A 16,230-nucleotide genomic window follows, 5' to 3' on the forward strand; every position below is an offset into this window, starting at 1 on the left:
AAAGCATTATGAGTGATTACAAATCGCCTTTACGTATTGGTGTCGGCGGCCCAGTGGGCTCTGGCAAAACAGCCTTATTGGAAGTGCTGTGTAAGGCCATTCGTGATAAATATAGCATCGCCGTGGTCACCAATGATATTTACACCCAAGAAGACGCCAAAATACTCACCCGTGCTGAAGCATTACCCGCTGATCGCATTGTCGGCGTTGAAACGGGTGGCTGTCCGCATACGGCGATTCGTGAAGATGCCTCGATGAACTTAGCCGCTGTAGAGGAGTTGGCAAGACTGCACAAAGATCTGGATGTTGTCTTTGTCGAAAGTGGCGGTGATAACCTGAGTGCCACCTTCAGCCCAGAACTGGCGGATCTTACTATTTATGTGATTGACGTTGCCGAAGGTGAAAAAATCCCACGTAAAGGCGGCCCCGGTATTACGAAGTCTGACTTGTTGGTCATCAATAAAATCGACCTTGCGCCTTATGTAGGTGCCAGCTTAGAAGTAATGGAGGCGGATACCCAACGTATGCGTCCCAACCGTCCTTATGTCTTCACCAACCTCAAAATCGGTACGGGCTTGGACGTTATAATTGATTTCGTTATTAAACAAGGCATGTTAGACGCAAAATAAAGCGCTCTTTTTACCCAAATGTTCATATCACCGAAAAGGCCCTAAACATGACTGACTTGAGCGTAGTTTCTGCTCCTGAGGCAAGGTCGGAAGTTTCCTCCGGCTGGAAAGCACGGATCGAGCTTACCTATGCCCACCGATATGCGAAAACACGCTTAGTTCGCTGTCAGCGTCAGGGCCCTTTATCCGTTCAACGCGCGTTTTATCCTGAAAATGACGTCTGCCACACCTACCTTCTACATCCGCCAGGAGGAGTGGTTGGCAGCGATCAGTTGGATGTCCACGTACAGGTTGAAGAAAAGGCCCATACCTTAATCACCACCCCAGGGGCGACTAAGTTCTATCGTTCGGGTGGACGCCTAGCGACCTATCGTCAGCATTTGCACCTTGCTGCAGGTGCCTGCTTAGAATGGTTTCCACAGGAAAATATTTTTTTCCCCGACAGTCAGGTCAGGATGAGCACTCAGATAAACCTGCACCCTGATTCGCGATTCATCGGCTGGGAAATTATGTGCCTGGGACGGCCAGTAATTCACGAGCGATTTACTCAGGGTCAATTAATGGCCTCCACCCAACTGTTAGTCGATGGGGCACCCTTACTCATTGAACACCTGTTAAGTGAGGGAGACTCTCAGCAATCCTCACTTGCTGGTATGCACGGCTACCCGATGCAAGCCACGATGCTACTCTATCCTGCGTCTGAGGCTCTTCTCTCAAGTGTTCAAGCACTCATGCAAAACGAAACGCACCTGATCAGCGCTGTGACCTTATTGGACTCGTTATTGGTGGTTCGAGTGTTGGGCCATCAGACAGAAGCGCTTATGGCGCTGCTGACCCGAGTCTGGTCTGAGGTACGACCCGACATCATCGGAAAGCCTGCGTGCATTCCCCGTATTTGGGCCACTTGATCAATCCACAATCACCAGATCATTAGAGGATTTATGATTAAAGACTATACTGAGTGAGAGTGAAACACATGGATCAGGTTGGAAGATGCTTAAATACCTCGCTTATTGTCTAATCTTGTTGGGCGTGACCAACACTTGGGCCTCCACCATCAAACTCGGTGTTTATCATAATCCACCTAAACTGTTTTTATCTGAGCAAGGGGATGTTAAAGGTATTTTTGGCGATCTATTGCTCGAAATCGCTCGCCAAGAACAGTGGACAATTGAGCCCGTTGCCTGCCAGTGGGAAGATTGTTTAGCGCTTCTTCAACAGAATCGAATCAACCTGCTCCCAGACGTCGCACCCAACGCGGAACGACGTGCTCTGTTTGCCTTTCACGAAGAACCCGTTTTACACAGCTGGTCACAGGTGTTTCAGCATCAATCGCAACAGATCGATTCAATTCTCGATCTTAACCAGAAGCAGCTAGCCGTATTAGCAGGCTCTGTGCAACAACGATACCTAGAACAAATGATGAACGAATTTGGTATCGTCATTCACCTGCTAGAAGTGGAAACCCTTGTTGAAGGTTTATATGCAGTAAAAGAGCAACGCGTGGATGGGTTAGTGACCAACCATTTATTTGGCAGTTTGCATGCCGATGCCTATGGTATGACAGAAACCAGCATTATGTTTGGCGCGACAGGCCTGTATTTCGCGGCGAATCCACAATGGCCACAAAATACACAAACACTCTCTCGTATTGATCATTGGTTGCGCGAGTGGAAAGCCGCGCCGCAATCCTTTTATCATCAGGTAATCAGTGGCTGGAAACCCGCCAAAATTCAGCCCTTTATTCCAACGAGTGTATGGGTCACCTTAGCGGTGCTGATTGCAGTCTTAGTCCTGAGCAGTTGGTTCATTAAAAGTCTGCGCAAACAAGCTCGTCACTTCAAATCCGCACTGATGACCACTCATCAACACTTATCAGTGATCCTTGAAAACTTAGACACTTATGTATACATCAAGGATGACGAATTCCGATACACCTATGTTAGCAAATCTGTTTGCCAACGTTTTCAAACCAAGGAATCAGACATTATTGGAAAAACCGCGTGTGATTTTTTTGATGCAGACACCGCCGCCAGCATCCATGACTTCGATCGACGTGTGCTCACGCAGGGAGAGCGAATCATCGAAGAGGAGCGGAATCGTATCCAGAATGAAGACACCCCCGTGACGTTTTTATCAATCAAAACGCCTTTACGAAATGAAAAGGGCGAAATCACTGGCATATGTGGTATTTCAACCGATATCACATTGCAAACTCAGTATCAGGAAGAAGTGCATCAGCTCATTTTCTTTGACTTGCTCACCGGCCTACCCAACCGAAAGTTTATCGTGGAGCATTTGTCAAAGATCCTGAAAACCGAGGATCAACCTTCCATACATGGCTTTATTGTCATGATCGACCTAGACAACTTTAGAGACCTTAATGATAGTTTTGGCCATGATACGGGCGATCAATACCTCAAACATATCGCTAAAAACATCAAAAAACAGCTGCGCGCCAACCAAACCCTAGGCCGCTTTGGCGGAGATGAGTTTGTCATCATCGCCGAGTTAACCGCGTCCCAAGCAATCAATATCTTAGACCATATTCAACGCGCCCTTGTGCGTGTAAAACATGCGTGTTCTGAACCCTTCGTGATTAACTCCAAAGCCTACATATCGAGTATCAGCATGGGCGTTTCGCTCTTTTCAGATGCGAAGAAGGGTGCCGTTGATGGCCTAAAACAAGCAGAGCTGGCAATGTACGATGCCAAAAAAGCTGGACGGAATCAGATTCGATTTTTTGATTTTGAAATGCAAGAGCAAGCGGATAAGCGCACCGAACTTGAGGCGGGTATTCGCAAAGGGCTCGATGCCCAAGAGTTCTGCCTCTACTATCAATCGCAGCATGATGCAGATGGCTCAATCATCGGGTACGAAGCTTGGTGCGCTGGGTGCGTGAAGGGGTTGTCATCCCACCCTCAGACTTTATTCCGCAAGCGGAGCAATCAGGCTGATCATTCCTCTAGGTCAATGGATTCTCAAAACCGCCTGTGAACAACTGGCGCAATGGAAAGCGCTCCCCGACAAACAGCATCTCAGTATTGCCGTGAACATCAGCGCCGTCCAATTTCAAGACCCTAAATTCGCTCAACAGGTGATCAGTCTATTGGATCAAACTCAGGCCCCCGCTGATCATCTGGAGCTTGAAATCACCGAGAGTATGTTGATCAGTGATCTTGATAAAATCATCGATATTCTTTTGCTATTAAAAACAAAAGGAATACGTTTTTCACTGGATGACTTTGGTACCGGTTATTCATCGCTGGATCGCCTGACCAACCTCCCCTTAGATCAACTCAAAATTGATCAACGCTTTGTCCGTAATCTAGACAAACACACGCGTGATGCCGCAGTGGCCAAAACCATTATTGACCTAGGGCGCAACCTTGGCTTATCTGTGATTGCTGAAGGCGTCGAGACTGAGTACCAACGTGAACGACTCCTTGAACTCGGGTGCTATCAGTTCCAGGGGTATCTGTTTTCGAAACCCGCTTTACTGTCGGAATAACTCCCTGTTCAGAATCGAGAAGTAACAAGCGGTTCACCGAATAGAGGGGATCTACTGATGGATATCACGTGTTAAACGCTACGGACTCAACCCAACATTTCTTGAAACACCGATTCAATGTCAAAATCCTCTTGATCCTCTTCATCGATTTTCAGTGATTTTTCAACATGATCCAAATGCTCAAGCATCAAGCGCCGTGCAGCATGGGCATCACCTGCAGCGATGGCAGAGACAATCGCACTGTGTTCATCATCCTTGCAAGCAGCTGCATTCGGCGAGTCATAGAGCTAATGATCAGGCTCGATAGCGCCGTTAAGCGTCGAACGATATCGCAAAACAGACTGTTGCCCGTCAACTCAGCCAAGAGCAAATGAAAATCACCCGTCAACTGAGTTAAACGACCGTGGTCTTTTGCCGCGCGCGCACGGCTTTCATCCTTAAGGTGTTGCTGAAGCCGTGTTATCACACGTTGCTCCGGTGCTTGTGCGAGCACCTCAACCACGGAGACCTCAATCGCACGACGCGCAGCAAACACTTCACTGGCTTCTTTAGCGCTCGGTCGGGCCACATACGCCCCTCGGTTATGCTTAAGCGTGATAATACGATCCTGCGCTAAACGAAAAAAAACCTCCCGCAAGCGCGTTCGACTCACCCCAAATACTCGACATAGGCGCTCTTCCGAGAGCTTAAGACCAGGTGGCAGTTTACGATTGGCAATGGCACTGAACATCAAATCATAAATGCTTTGATTGTCGCTGACCGGAGGCATTTTTACTTTAACCACAATTTTCCCCTAAGACCTTGGCTGGAAGAGCACGCCTTACAAGCCCCCTATTCTACGCAATCCTATGCCTGAGATACATCCGCATGAATACAGCGCGTCCAACGCGGAGTCAGTGTATTGACGCTGGGCAGCGGTGATAAACAACGGGATGAGGCTTGAGCACAACGTGGCGCAAAAGCACATTCGTCGATTCGTCGGATCAATTGCGGAGGCGCGCCCGGTATTGCAGGTAACGCCTGGTTGCGGTCCATGCCCGGATGCACAGTAGCCCCCAATAACCCCTGTGTATAAGGGTGCCATGGTTTTGACAACACCGCTTGCACAGGACCCTGCTCAATAATACGTCCTGCGTACATCACCGCCGTTCGATCCGCCACTTCAATCGCCACACCGACATCATGGGTGACAAAAATCATACTCATGCCCAATTCGCGCTGCAGCTCTTTAAGTAACAACAGCACCTGAATTTGAACCGTCGCGTCTAAGGCCGTCGTCGGTTCATCCGCAAGCAATACACGCGGCTTACACGCGAGGGCTAATGCGATCATCGCCCGTTGGCGCATGCCTCCTGACATTTCATGTGGGTACGCATCTAAGCGCTTCGCGGCAGAAGGAATTCGCACGCGATCCAGCATTTCCAAGGCTCGTTGCCTTGCGTCTTTATAGCTGATGCGTTCATGACGCATCACCGACTCAGCAATCTGATCACCAACGGTAAAGACGGGATCAAACGCCAACATGGGCTCTTGGAAGACCATCGACACCGTTTTGCCGCGCATCGCAGATAAAGCCTTGGACTTCATCTTCAGTACGTCTTGCCCCTCAACCAGCACCTGTCCCTCAATCTGAGTTTTATGCATGGGATGCAGCCGCATGAGTGATTTTAACGTCACACTTTTACCACAACCCGACTCACCGAGTAAGGCCAAGGTTTCACCTGCTGCCAAATCAAAACTGACATCATTAACAGCAAAAATTGACCCTTCTTCTCCCTTAAACGTAACATTCAGATTCTTGACCTCAACAACGGGGTTCATGGCTCACCTCCTGTAAACGGATATAGGTTTGATGGTCGGCACTGCCAGGCAATTTAAAACAGGCGGCTTTATGACTGCCTGAGACCTTCACTGTGTCGGGCTCTTTCTCTGCACAAATAGCTTTTGCGAACTGACAACGTGGGTGGAAACGACACCCCTTAGGTGGAGCGATAGGATTCGGTGGATCGCCCTCTAACACGATATAGTTTTTCGATTGACCGGGTGTTTGCGCGGGTACCGAATTCAACAAAGCGCGTGTGTAAGGGTGGGCTGGATTTTCATAGAGCTGCGCCACCGGGCCAGACTCAACAACCTGCCCAAGATACATCACCATCACGTCGTCGCTGATGTATTGCACCACATTCAAATCATGTGAAATAAACAAATAGGTCAGTTCAAACTCTTTTTTCAAATCCGACAAGAGATTCAAAACCTGCGCTTGCACCGATTTATCCAAGGCCGAAACAGCCTCATCTAAAATCACAATTTCGGGCTTGATCGCCAAGGCTCGAGCAATGTTTACTCGCTGGCGCTGCCCTCCCGAGAGTTCGTGAGGATAACGACGAATAAACACACTGGGGTTTAAGCCAACTCTATCGAGCAAGTCACGCGCTTGCTGTCGCGCCAAGGTTTCACTCACTCCGTGAATTTGTGGACCGAAGGCAATGGAGTCTTCAATCGTTAAGCGCGGATTGAGGGAGGCATAGGAGTCCTGAAACACCATCTGCATTTGGCGGCGCAACTGAGCAACGGGATGGCGCCCTCCAATATTACCAAACTCTTTTCCACGAATACTGATACGCCCTTCATCGGGTTCGATCAAATGCATTAACAGCCGCGCCGTTGTTGATTTTCCACAACCTGACTCACCGACAATGCCGAGGGTACGCCCCTTCTCAACCTCAAAACTCACGCTTTCAACTGCATGCACCACTTGAGTCGGACGTCCAAACAGGTCTTTTCCGATGGGAAAATGCTTTTTTAAATCCTGTACACGTAATAAAGCACTCATGATCGGCTACCTCTTAATATCCATTGCGCCCCGTAATCCATCCGAGAGCAGGTTAAAGCACAGTGATGTGATAAAAATCATCAATCCAGGTAAAACGGAGATCCAAGGCTGCACATAAATCGATTGACGTAAGGTATTCAGCATTAACCCCCATTCGGCGACCGGAGGCTTGACGCCCAATCCTAAAAAGCTCAAACCCGCTGCTAAAATCATGCACACTGACACCAGACTGGTGGCATAAATAAACACAGGCCCCAGCACATTCCCTAGCACGTGTACACGAATAATCGTAAAGGAGTTGGCACCCGAAGCGCGTGCTGCATCAACAAAGTCCAGATTACGAACAGAGGTGGTGACGCTCTCGGCCACTCGCGCAATCGGCGGAATAAACACCAAAGTTAAAGACAAAATCGCATTGACAAAGCCTGCCCCTAAGGCACCCGAGATTGCAATGGCCAACAGCACAGCCGGAAAGGCAAAGAACACATCGGTCGTGCGCATGATCAACGTATTCCACCACCCCTCAAAAAATCCTGCCACCAAACCCAGGCTGGTTCCAATCAAGAAGGCAATAAATACAGGCAAGAGCCCCATCAATAAGCTCATTTGACCGCCATACATTAGGCGAGACAGCATATCGCGGCCTAATTCGTCCGTGCCTAACCAGTGTCCAGTGGTTCCAATCGCCGAGAGTCGTTTTAACATAGTGCCTTGCGCCGGATCATACGGGGCCAGTAAAGGTGCGAAGACGGCCATCAAGACCAAACTTAACAGCACCAAGGCACAGGCAACCGATACTTTATCGCGCTTCAAACGCATCCAAACCGTCGCCCAATAGCCTCTAGAAATGGCCGCCGTTTCAGCCGCGATCGCAAATGCCTGAGCACTTGGATTTTGTGTAGTCGAATTCATGGGCTTAGCCTCGCTTAATACGTGGGTCCATCAGTGTCTGTAAAACATCCACCAATAAATTCAGTGCCACAAAAAACATGGCCAATACCAAAATAATGCCTTGTAACAACGGGATATCCCGCTGAAAAATGGCCGTATTTAATAAATACCCAGTGCCCGGCCAGGAAAAAACGGTCTCGACTAAAATAGAACCGCCTAACAGATAACCGAATTGCAAGCCCATGACGGACAGAACTGTTGGCGCTGCATTTTTAGCCACGTGCAGTGTGATGCGGCTGGCACGTAAACCACGGGCTTGCAATGCTACGACAAACTCCGAGTTCAAAATCTCGGATACAGTGGCTCGCACCGTACGTGTCACAATCCCCATCGGAATAAAACACATGGTGACGGCGGGTAAAACAAGATGTTGCAAATGCGCCCAGTCCCAACGCCAGTTCGAAGAACCACCAGGCCCTGCACCCATTGAGGGCAGCCAATCCAACTGCACCGAAAAAATAATGACGAGCAGTAAACCTAACCAGTAATGAGGGATAGAAACACCGGTAATGGCCACTGCGGTGGCTACTTTATCCACCCAAGTTCCATTGTAAAATGCCGCTAATGCCCCGAGTAAAATGCCACCACTAAAACCGATAAACGCAGAGGCAAAAGCAAGCGTCAGTGTATTGCTCAACGCTAATCCAATATCTCCCATTACAGGACGCCCAGTGGCAACGGATACGCCCAAGTCCCCCTGAACCGCCCGCTGTATCCATGAGCCAAACTGAACAATCAAAGGCCGATCCATGCCATAGGCTTCTTTAATGGCGATCACGACTTCAGCCGGGGCATCAGCCGGAATGACAGCTGTCAGTGGATCACCTGGCGCCAAGTGCACTAATGAAAAGCACACGGCTGCGACCGCCAGTGCTATCGGAATGGCGAACAAAAAACGCCGGATAATAAATGCAAACATACGCTTCTCCTAGGTATCCCTAAGCGCTTGCAGACCAAGCGCCTAGGTGACCGAGACTATAACTAGTCTTTCATGTGTACCGGGGTCAGATCCTGGAACCAACTCTTGGCTTGCACAAACCCGTTGACCTTGTCACTCATAGCTCTTGGACCCGTATCGTGGGCAACAAATAGATAAGGTGAATCCTCAACGATGGTTTCATGCAGTTGGGTATAGACCCGCAGGTTTTCGGCAGGATCAAATGCTGTTTGCAGATCGGCAATCAAACTATCCACCTCAACATTTTTGTAATGCCCCCAGTTCAGGGAAACCGGCGCTACGTTTTTAGAATCCATAAAGCGGATTAATGCCGCAAAAGGATCATGAGTTGCAAAGGTAATGTTGGTGGCATGTGCGCCCAGTGAGGCAGGATCCGCCGCCCCTTGTCGCCAGTTATTAAATAAGGTTTCCCAGACCAAGACTTCAAAGCTAATCTCGATGCCCACCTCTTTCAACTGCTGCTGAATCAACTCATTCATTTGCAAAGGCTGCATTTGCCCAGAACCCGATGCTGATATCAGCACCTTAGCCTGCACCGGATTATTTGGCCCAAAGCCCGCCTCTGCTAATAAAGCTTTTGCCGCTTCAGGGTCGTAAGTGATTTTGAAATCTGGATCACCAAACGCGGGATCATCCGGCAACAGCAGCCCTTGCGCAGGCACCATATAACCGCCGAGTAGCTGCTGTATCGACTCACGATCCACGGCCAAATTAGCCGCCTGTCTCACGCGCTTATCCAACCAAGGAGAGCCGTCCAAGAAGCTAAATTGCCAAGGCCAAATATGGGGATACCCATTGCTGGTGATTTGATAGCCTCGGCTTTGGAGCATGGGCAAGGTGTCGGCAGGAGGGTTCTCGATCCAGTCAACCTGGCGAGACAGCAAGGCATTGGCGCGAGTATTGGCTTCAGGAATTGGTATTAACACGATCCGTTCAGCCTGTGCTTTACGCGCTTCATTCCAATAATCATGGTTCGGAATCAACTCAGCACGTTCACGCGGCACCAATCGATCCAACTTGAAAGGCCCTGTTCCTGAAGGGTTTTGCTCAAAGGCCTTCCAATCACGACCCAGTGCTTCCCAATGCGCAGGACTGGACATAAACATAAAGGGCAGCTGATTGATGAACATGGCATTCGGTGTTTTGGTGGTAATTTCGACGGTGTACTCGTCGATTTTTTGAATGCTCTCAAATGCAGGTAAACGCGCCACCACCTGTGCCGCTTGCTGGGCATCGTACTGGGGAGACTGATCGTTAAAAATCTTATCGAAGTTGAACAAGACCGCATCGGCATTGAACTCAGACCCATCGTGGAACTTTACCCCTTGGCGCAGTGTAAACGTCCATTTGCGTGGATCCGATTCATCAACGGTCCATTCAGTCGCCAACTGAGGTACTAAAGGTGCCACTCTATCCTCAACAGATAAATCCCAGCTCACCAAGGCATCATAAAGCGTCATTCCCGTAAAGCGAACGCCCTCAAAACCTGAGTTAGGTGCACCCGAGGTTAAAGGGATATCTGACGCCGTCATACCGATTCGCACCACACCTTGAGCCTGAGCCGTTAAAGGCAGAAGTGCAACAAGGCTCGCAACCGTTAACGCTTTAAGCGGAAAACGCAAATAAGTCTTTGCAACAGAAGGTACCGATTTCATAGTTAAGCTCCTTTGATAACGTACAGGAGCTTTTTGCACAGGGCGTGCCAGATTATGTATTTATTTTTGTATTTTTAATTGTATTCAATAAAATCAGGACATTGCTCAAACCGAACACCCTATATTCATAAGTGCATTCAACTTATTCACATCTAACTTCACACAAAATCTGCACCAAACCAATACAAAATCTACCAAAATGCACCTTTAGCGTGCGAAAAAGCCCGACAACCCGGTACAAAATGAAAAATCCGGTAGAAAAATTTATACGTGAATATCTAGGAATTTATACAATCTTTGTATATCTTAAAACCAATATTGTATACAGGATTACAAAACCATGCTCATCAACCTTATCAATCCCAATACCTCAGGCTCCATGACGGACTGTATTCACCAAGCAGCAAAATCGACATCAAGCCCAGACACGATGTTTCGTGCGTGCCACCCCAGCGAGGGGGTCGCATCCATTGAAGGCTATTTAGATGAGCTGGTTGCTGCGACGGGCGTTATCGAACAAGTCCTCGAAGGGGAAAAAGCGGGCTGCCAAGCACATATCTTGGCGTGCTTTGGCGACCCCGGTTTAGATGCTGCACGCGAAGTGGCTAACGCACCGGTTATTGGAATCGCGGAAGCGGCTATGCATACCGCGAGCCTGTTAGGTCATAAGTTTAGTATTGTCACCACCCTTGCACGCACTCTACCCATTAGCGAACATCTGGTGCACAAATACGGTATGACGGCTCATTGTGGCGGAATCAGTGCCGTCGACATTGCCGTATTAGAGCTGCACAATCCTGAATCCGATGCCTACCAACGCATATTAACCGCCTGTCAGGCCGCCATGAACAATGAACAAGCGGACGTCATTGTCTTAGGTTGTGCTGGAATGGCGGATTTAACACAACGATTGCAAACAGCTTTAGGCATTCCTGTAATTGATGGTGTCAGCACAGCGGTGGGCATGGTCGAAATGCTGATACGCTGCGGATTAGCGACCGGGAAGCGCCATGCCTACGCCCCTCCCTTACCCAAAACCTATGGTGGCTGGCAGGCACTTTGCTGAACAAAGCCTGATACGATCAGAGAGGCGTTTTTGACAGACTTTTTCGCATCACATGGACTTTTGTGAAATTAAAAATGGTAGGTAAAAAAGACAAGTCCAAACTTTTAACAACCCTGTAACCGCGTTTTTTATACAACTCCAGTCCAGCGGTGTTCGTGTCAGAGACATCCAATTCTATGTAAGGCAGTGAAGTGGTGTTGGCCAGTGATTCCACATGGTCGAGCATTCGCGAGGCAATTCCCTGCCGCCGCCGATTGGGTTGCACTTTGATGCCATACACATAAAACGCATTTCCGGTGGAAAAATACTCGACCAGATAAAAAATCAAAAAACGGTACCAGCCCGTCCAAACACTAAAGACCTCGTTAAATCGACGAAAACTTGGAGCATAAGGTCCTTTTTTATTGTATTTATACGCAAGAAAACCAACAGGGACTTCATTTTGGGTAGCCACCACGACACGTGTCCAATCAATCGACTGATGAAACAATGCAAAGCGCTGGTCGGCATCGCCTATAATGGCATTCATCGAACCTCTTCCCGTGGCAACAAGCTCTAATACTTTAATATCAATCGATTGCTCAGACGAGAAGGTCACTACATCCACTAATGCTTGTTTTCTTTCCATACTGCCTCATTGGTGGAAAACCTAGCCTTATTAGTCGTCAAGGCTGCGAATATTTTGTTTATTTTCGTAAGTCACGCTAGATCATACTACCAAACAATTCTCTACTGTGACTGCTAAGAAAAAAACATCTATTTAATGTGTCTATTTATTAGGCCAAAATCACACAGAGCGCGCCCATCACAATCAACACCAATCCTATTAAATCACGTCGGCTAAGGGATTCTTTAAACCAGAATGCTGAGATAATCAGCGTAAAAATAATTTCGACCTGTCCAAGCGTTTTAACCATGGCCACTGTCTCTAGACTCATTGCTGTAAACCAGCCCAAAGAACCGAAAAAACTACAGATACTGATGAGCCCAGTGAGCTTTGGACGTTGCCAAAGCGCAACTAGGGTTTCTGGTTCGCGCCATACCACCCACACTAATAGCATCAAGGTTTGTGCCACGATAACACTCAACAAGACCCAAGCCGCACTGTGCAAGAAGGGAAGCCCTAAAAGCAAACTGGCCTCTCGCACCCAGAGCGTCGTCAACGCAAAGCATAAACCACTGCCAAGCCCCGTAATTAAGGTCGATAGGGAAATCGCTTTAAATGACGACGGATTGGCCATTAACCAAATGGCGACACCACCAATCAGCACGCCCAACCAAGCCAAGGGACTCAAGAGAGCACTAAAAAACAGAGCACCCAGCACAGCCGCAATGACGGCTTCACTTTTGGCCAGCCCTACCCCAATTGCATAATTTCGACGTTTAAAGAGCATCACCATGAGCACTGTCGCGGCAATTTGCGCCAACGAAGCCAAGAGTACCAACCCCACATACCCCTTAGAGAAAACAGGCGCATCCGCTTCGCCAAACTGATACAGCAGAATCAGATATAAGGCCGCTAAAGGACTCGCATACAGAAAACGCGCCAAGGTCACACCCGTTGAACTCACCTCTAGGCTTAAGCGTTTTTGGAAGGCATTGCGCAGGGACTGCATAAATGCAGCAAATATCGTGAAGGGAATCCATAACATAGGTGGGTTTGACTCCTGAACCACTCAGACTCAACTCAAAAGCCCCCAGGGTGAGTGAAACCTCTGGGGGCTGAATGGCAAAACACTAGAGCTAGATTTCTAGCCTTTTGTGCTCTTTAAAATTTCCGTTAAACCAGCAACAGCACCGCCTATATTGGCTAATTCCGCAGGAACAATCATGGTGTTATTGGTTTTCGCAAGATTACCAAACTCTTTTACATACTGCTCAGCGACGCGCAGATTCACCGCATTTTGTCCACCCGGTTGCTGAATCGCATCCGCAATCTCACGAATGCCCTGTGCAGTCGCTGCTGCAATCAATTCAATTTCACGTGCCCGACCTTCGGCCTCATTAATTTGACGTTGCTTATCCGCTTCCGAAAGGTTGATCACTTCTTGTTTTTGACCTTCTGAAACGTTAATCATCGACTGACGCTCACCCTCAGACTTAGCAATCGCTGCACGACGCTCACGCTCCGCGCGCATTTGCTGCTCAAGCGCATCTTTGATACTGGCTGGCAACTCAATGTCGGATATCTCATAACGAAGCACTTTGACACCCCAAGGATAGGCCGCCTCATCAAGCGCCTTCACCACTTCCTCATTGATTTTTGCCCGCTCTTCAAAGGTTTTATCCAGATCGGTTTGACCGATGACCGAACGCATGGTGGTTTGCGCCAACTGAGAAGCGGCATAGCGATAGTCATTGATACCATAACTTGCCTTATGGGGATCAACGACTTGTATATATAGAATGCCGTCGATACCGACCTGAATGTTGTCTTTTGTGACACAGGTCTGACGCGTCACATCAATCACTTCTTCTTTTAAGGTATGGATGTACGCGACTTTGTCGATAAAGGGAATCAGAATGTGAAACCCCGAATCCAACGTGCGAGAGTATTTACCCAAACGCTCTATCACGTAATTACTTCGTTGAGGCACAATTCGTGCCGTTTTAAAGATGGTAATCACCACCGCAATTGCGAAACCTATCGCTAAAATATTCATATCTGTCATGGTTACAATTCCTTGTTAAGGTTAGATAGAGTTGATAAAGGTTACTGGGGAGACTGCTTAGTCACATTGAGGTGGATGCCATCGTTCGATAAAACCCAAGCGACATCGCCCGCTTTTAAATCATCTTTAGACAGGGCATCCCACTGCACACCATTTAACATCACGCGTCCGGCTCCTTGGTTAAAGTCCGCAATCACCGTGACTCGATTGCCGATGTCTTGCTTGAGTTGACTCGGCTGCTCAGTGCTATCCGCCGTATAGCCGACAAACCAACGCTTACAACGACCGCGTGCAGCAAACAACAAGATAAGGCTCACCACCCCAAACACCGTATATTGTGCAGCAGTGGATTCAATCCAGCCCAGTTGCATTGAGACACCGACAAAAATGGCGGCGAGTCCAATAAAGACCGCCAAGATACTGGTGGCCAATAATTCAGTTAAAATCAGCGCCACACCCACGATAATCCAAATAATCGCAACACTCATAGATAACGCTCCTTGTGAAAAGCAAGACCAAACAGTCACTCAATCGGTTTAAACGAATCCGATCTATAGTAACACGTAATATCAACCCACCCACTGCCTAAATACCGCCGTCGCTAAAATGCCCAGACTCATCACCCTTTCATTGTGATGCACATCCTTATGCCGTATGCAGCTTAGCCCAGAAGATCCAACAACGAGATTCAGACAACGCGCTAAGTGAAAAAATTTTACGCTTTTGTTACGCGAATCGCCTTTTTTAACAACAGAGATGTAACGGGCATTCGGAGTAGAGTTAACTCTCTGATCATTAGGAGTCTGCACACAATGAAACGCAACCGTATCGCTGTCATAGGCCTAGGCCGATTTGGCCAAGCATTAGCAACTGAAGCTCAGAAAAATAGCATCGAAGTCCTTGCTATCGATCGCAATGAGTCGCTGGTCAATGACATTGCCGACCAAGTCAGTGAAGCGATTATTGCCGACTGCACCAACCCTAAAGCGATTTCAGCCATTGATTGGCAGCAGTTTTCAACCGTGATCGTCGCCATCGGAAGTGATATCAAAAACAGCATGATGGCTGTCATACTTCTGCAAGAGGCGGGTGTGAAAAACCTCTGGTGTAAAGTACAAGATCGTTATCATGCCGCATTGGTATCAAGAATGGGGGTTCAAAAGGTCATTAGCCCTGAAGAGGAAATGGGGCGGAGAGCCGGCAGACATCTTAGACACCCTGACATGCTACAACAGATGCAACTAACTGAAAATCAATACGTTGCCGAAATAAAAATTGTCAATATAGTTGAGCAGCGTTCATTTATGTCCACAATCAAATCACAAGATTTGATTCTTCTTGCGATTAAGCTCAAAAAGCAAACGGAGTTTGAAATGGCTCGCGAGATCCCAAGTCGCTTTTACCCGGGGGATAAAGTTTTAGTTATGAGTAAAACAAGGGAGGGCTTTACATGGCCAACTCTTCTGTCGTAAGCCGCTATGGTTTTTGGGGATCTGCAGGTGGTGCCTTGTTCATTTTTTTTACAGCAGGGTCTCTTCTAGGGGCAGCACTACTGACACTTCCAATTAGTCGAACCCAAGATGCTGGTTTTTTAGATCTTTATTTTACGGCGGTATCGGCCATCACCGTAACAGGCCTTGTTACCTTAGATACGGGATCGGATTTTACAGCGTTTGGTCAAATCGTCATTGCCCTACTGATTCAAGCGGGCGGACTTGGATACATGCTCACAGGAACCTTAGTACTATTAGGAAGGCATCGATTTATTTCATTGCGCCAACAGTCGACCCTAGGGGCCTCCAATCAAATTAACGAAAGTATTTCTGTTTTTAGACTGGTGCGCTTTGTTGTTATTTTTAGTCTAATCACAACCCTTATCGTGAGCCTATTGCTTGCTTGTTTTTGGATTCCAGAGTTTGGCTGGCGTCAAGGCATTGGCTACGCGGCATTTCATG

General features: G+C 48.0%; 15 protein-coding genes and 2 pseudogenes. 7 read left to right on the forward strand and 10 right to left on the reverse strand.

Annotated features, from left to right (window positions below; translation table 11 throughout):
• Positions 1-8: 8 nt before the first annotated feature.
• The 4 genes from ureG to D791_RS18940 all read left to right on the forward strand — a co-directional run bounded on the left by ureG (position 9) and on the right by D791_RS18940 (position 4,140).
• Entirely contained in the window at positions 9-629 is a 621-nt protein-coding gene (gene ureG / locus D791_RS09785) for an urease accessory protein UreG (protein ID WP_036510898.1), read from the forward strand.
• 47 nt (positions 630-676) lie between these two features.
• Positions 677-1,537, forward strand: a complete 861-nt coding sequence (locus tag D791_RS09790; RefSeq protein ID WP_036510901.1) for an urease accessory protein UreD — start codon at positions 677-679, stop codon at positions 1,535-1,537.
• An 85-nt stretch (positions 1,538-1,622) separates the two neighbouring features.
• The gene (locus tag D791_RS09795; RefSeq protein ID WP_051514399.1) at positions 1,623-3,626 is read left to right on the forward strand and encodes a diguanylate cyclase; all 2,004 of its coding nucleotides are present in this window, start codon (positions 1,623-1,625) and stop codon (positions 3,624-3,626) included.
• A 4-nt stretch (positions 3,627-3,630) separates the two neighbouring features.
• Complete coding sequence (locus D791_RS18940) at positions 3,631-4,140, forward strand: EAL domain-containing protein (protein ID WP_237748586.1); 510 nt, start codon at positions 3,631-3,633, stop codon at positions 4,138-4,140.
• A 230-nt stretch (positions 4,141-4,370) separates the two neighbouring features.
• On the opposite strand, the pseudogene D791_RS09800 reads toward D791_RS18940, so the two are convergent.
• From D791_RS09800 to D791_RS09825, 6 genes and pseudogenes are all read right to left on the reverse strand, one after another.
• Positions 4,371-4,909, reverse strand: a pseudogene (locus D791_RS09800) (GntR family transcriptional regulator); the annotation flags it as partial.
• Positions 4,910-4,986: 77 nt separating this feature from the next.
• Complete coding sequence (locus D791_RS09805) at positions 4,987-5,961, reverse strand: ABC transporter ATP-binding protein (protein ID WP_036510904.1); 975 nt, start codon at positions 5,959-5,961, stop codon at positions 4,987-4,989.
• Entirely contained in the window at positions 5,945-6,973 is a 1,029-nt protein-coding gene (locus tag D791_RS09810) for an ABC transporter ATP-binding protein (protein WP_051514401.1), read from the reverse strand. The genes D791_RS09805 and D791_RS09810 overlap by 17 nt, the downstream gene beginning before the upstream one ends.
• 6 nt (positions 6,974-6,979) lie before the next feature.
• Positions 6,980-7,885 carry an ABC transporter permease gene (locus D791_RS09815; RefSeq protein ID WP_036510907.1) on the reverse strand — a complete coding sequence of 302 codons (906 nt, stop codon included), beginning with the start codon at positions 7,883-7,885 and terminating at the stop codon, positions 6,980-6,982.
• Between the two features lie 4 nt (positions 7,886-7,889).
• Positions 7,890-8,843, reverse strand: coding sequence for an ABC transporter permease (locus D791_RS09820; RefSeq protein ID WP_036510910.1), 954 nt, complete (start codon positions 8,841-8,843; stop codon positions 7,890-7,892).
• Positions 8,844-8,905: 62 nt separating this feature from the next.
• Positions 8,906-10,537 (reverse strand): ABC transporter substrate-binding protein, encoded by a 1,632-nt coding sequence (locus D791_RS09825; protein WP_036510914.1) that lies wholly within the window; start codon positions 10,535-10,537, stop codon positions 8,906-8,908.
• A 340-nt stretch (positions 10,538-10,877) separates the two neighbouring features.
• On the opposite strand from D791_RS09825, the gene D791_RS09830 reads away from it, so the two are divergent.
• A complete protein-coding gene (locus D791_RS09830) occupies positions 10,878-11,603 on the forward strand; it encodes an aspartate/glutamate racemase family protein (RefSeq protein WP_036510917.1) in 726 nt (241 codons plus the stop codon).
• Between the two features lie 16 nt (positions 11,604-11,619).
• Here D791_RS09830 and D791_RS18945 read toward each other — a convergent pair whose 3' ends face one another.
• The 4 genes from D791_RS18945 to D791_RS09850 form a co-directional block, all read right to left on the reverse strand.
• Positions 11,620-12,231, reverse strand: a complete 612-nt coding sequence (locus D791_RS18945; RefSeq protein ID WP_051514402.1) for a GNAT family N-acetyltransferase — start codon at positions 12,229-12,231, stop codon at positions 11,620-11,622.
• A gap of 148 nt (positions 12,232-12,379) precedes the next feature.
• On the reverse strand, positions 12,380-13,255 hold the full coding sequence (locus D791_RS09840) for a DMT family transporter (RefSeq protein ID WP_036510919.1): 876 nt from the start codon (positions 13,253-13,255) through the stop codon (positions 12,380-12,382).
• A 99-nt stretch (positions 13,256-13,354) separates the two neighbouring features.
• Positions 13,355-14,275, reverse strand: a complete 921-nt coding sequence (locus D791_RS09845) for an SPFH domain-containing protein (protein ID WP_036510922.1) — start codon at positions 14,273-14,275, stop codon at positions 13,355-13,357.
• Positions 14,276-14,316: 41 nt separating this feature from the next.
• The gene (locus D791_RS09850) at positions 14,317-14,763 is read right to left on the reverse strand and encodes an NfeD family protein (RefSeq protein WP_036510925.1); all 447 of its coding nucleotides are present in this window, start codon (positions 14,761-14,763) and stop codon (positions 14,317-14,319) included.
• Between the two features lie 324 nt (positions 14,764-15,087).
• Between D791_RS09850 and D791_RS09855 the strand changes: the two genes are divergently transcribed.
• Both D791_RS09855 and D791_RS09860 read left to right on the forward strand, forming a co-directional pair.
• Entirely contained in the window at positions 15,088-15,747 is a 660-nt protein-coding gene (locus D791_RS09855; protein ID WP_051514403.1) for a potassium channel family protein, read from the forward strand.
• A pseudogene (locus D791_RS09860) lies at positions 15,726-16,230 on the forward strand (hypothetical protein); the annotation flags it as partial. The gene D791_RS09855 and the pseudogene D791_RS09860, both read left to right, overlap by 22 nt.

The sequence above is a fragment of the Nitrincola nitratireducens genome (assembly GCF_000585235.1).
Taxonomy (GTDB): Bacteria; Pseudomonadota; Gammaproteobacteria; order Pseudomonadales; family Balneatricaceae; genus Nitrincola; species Nitrincola alkalisediminis.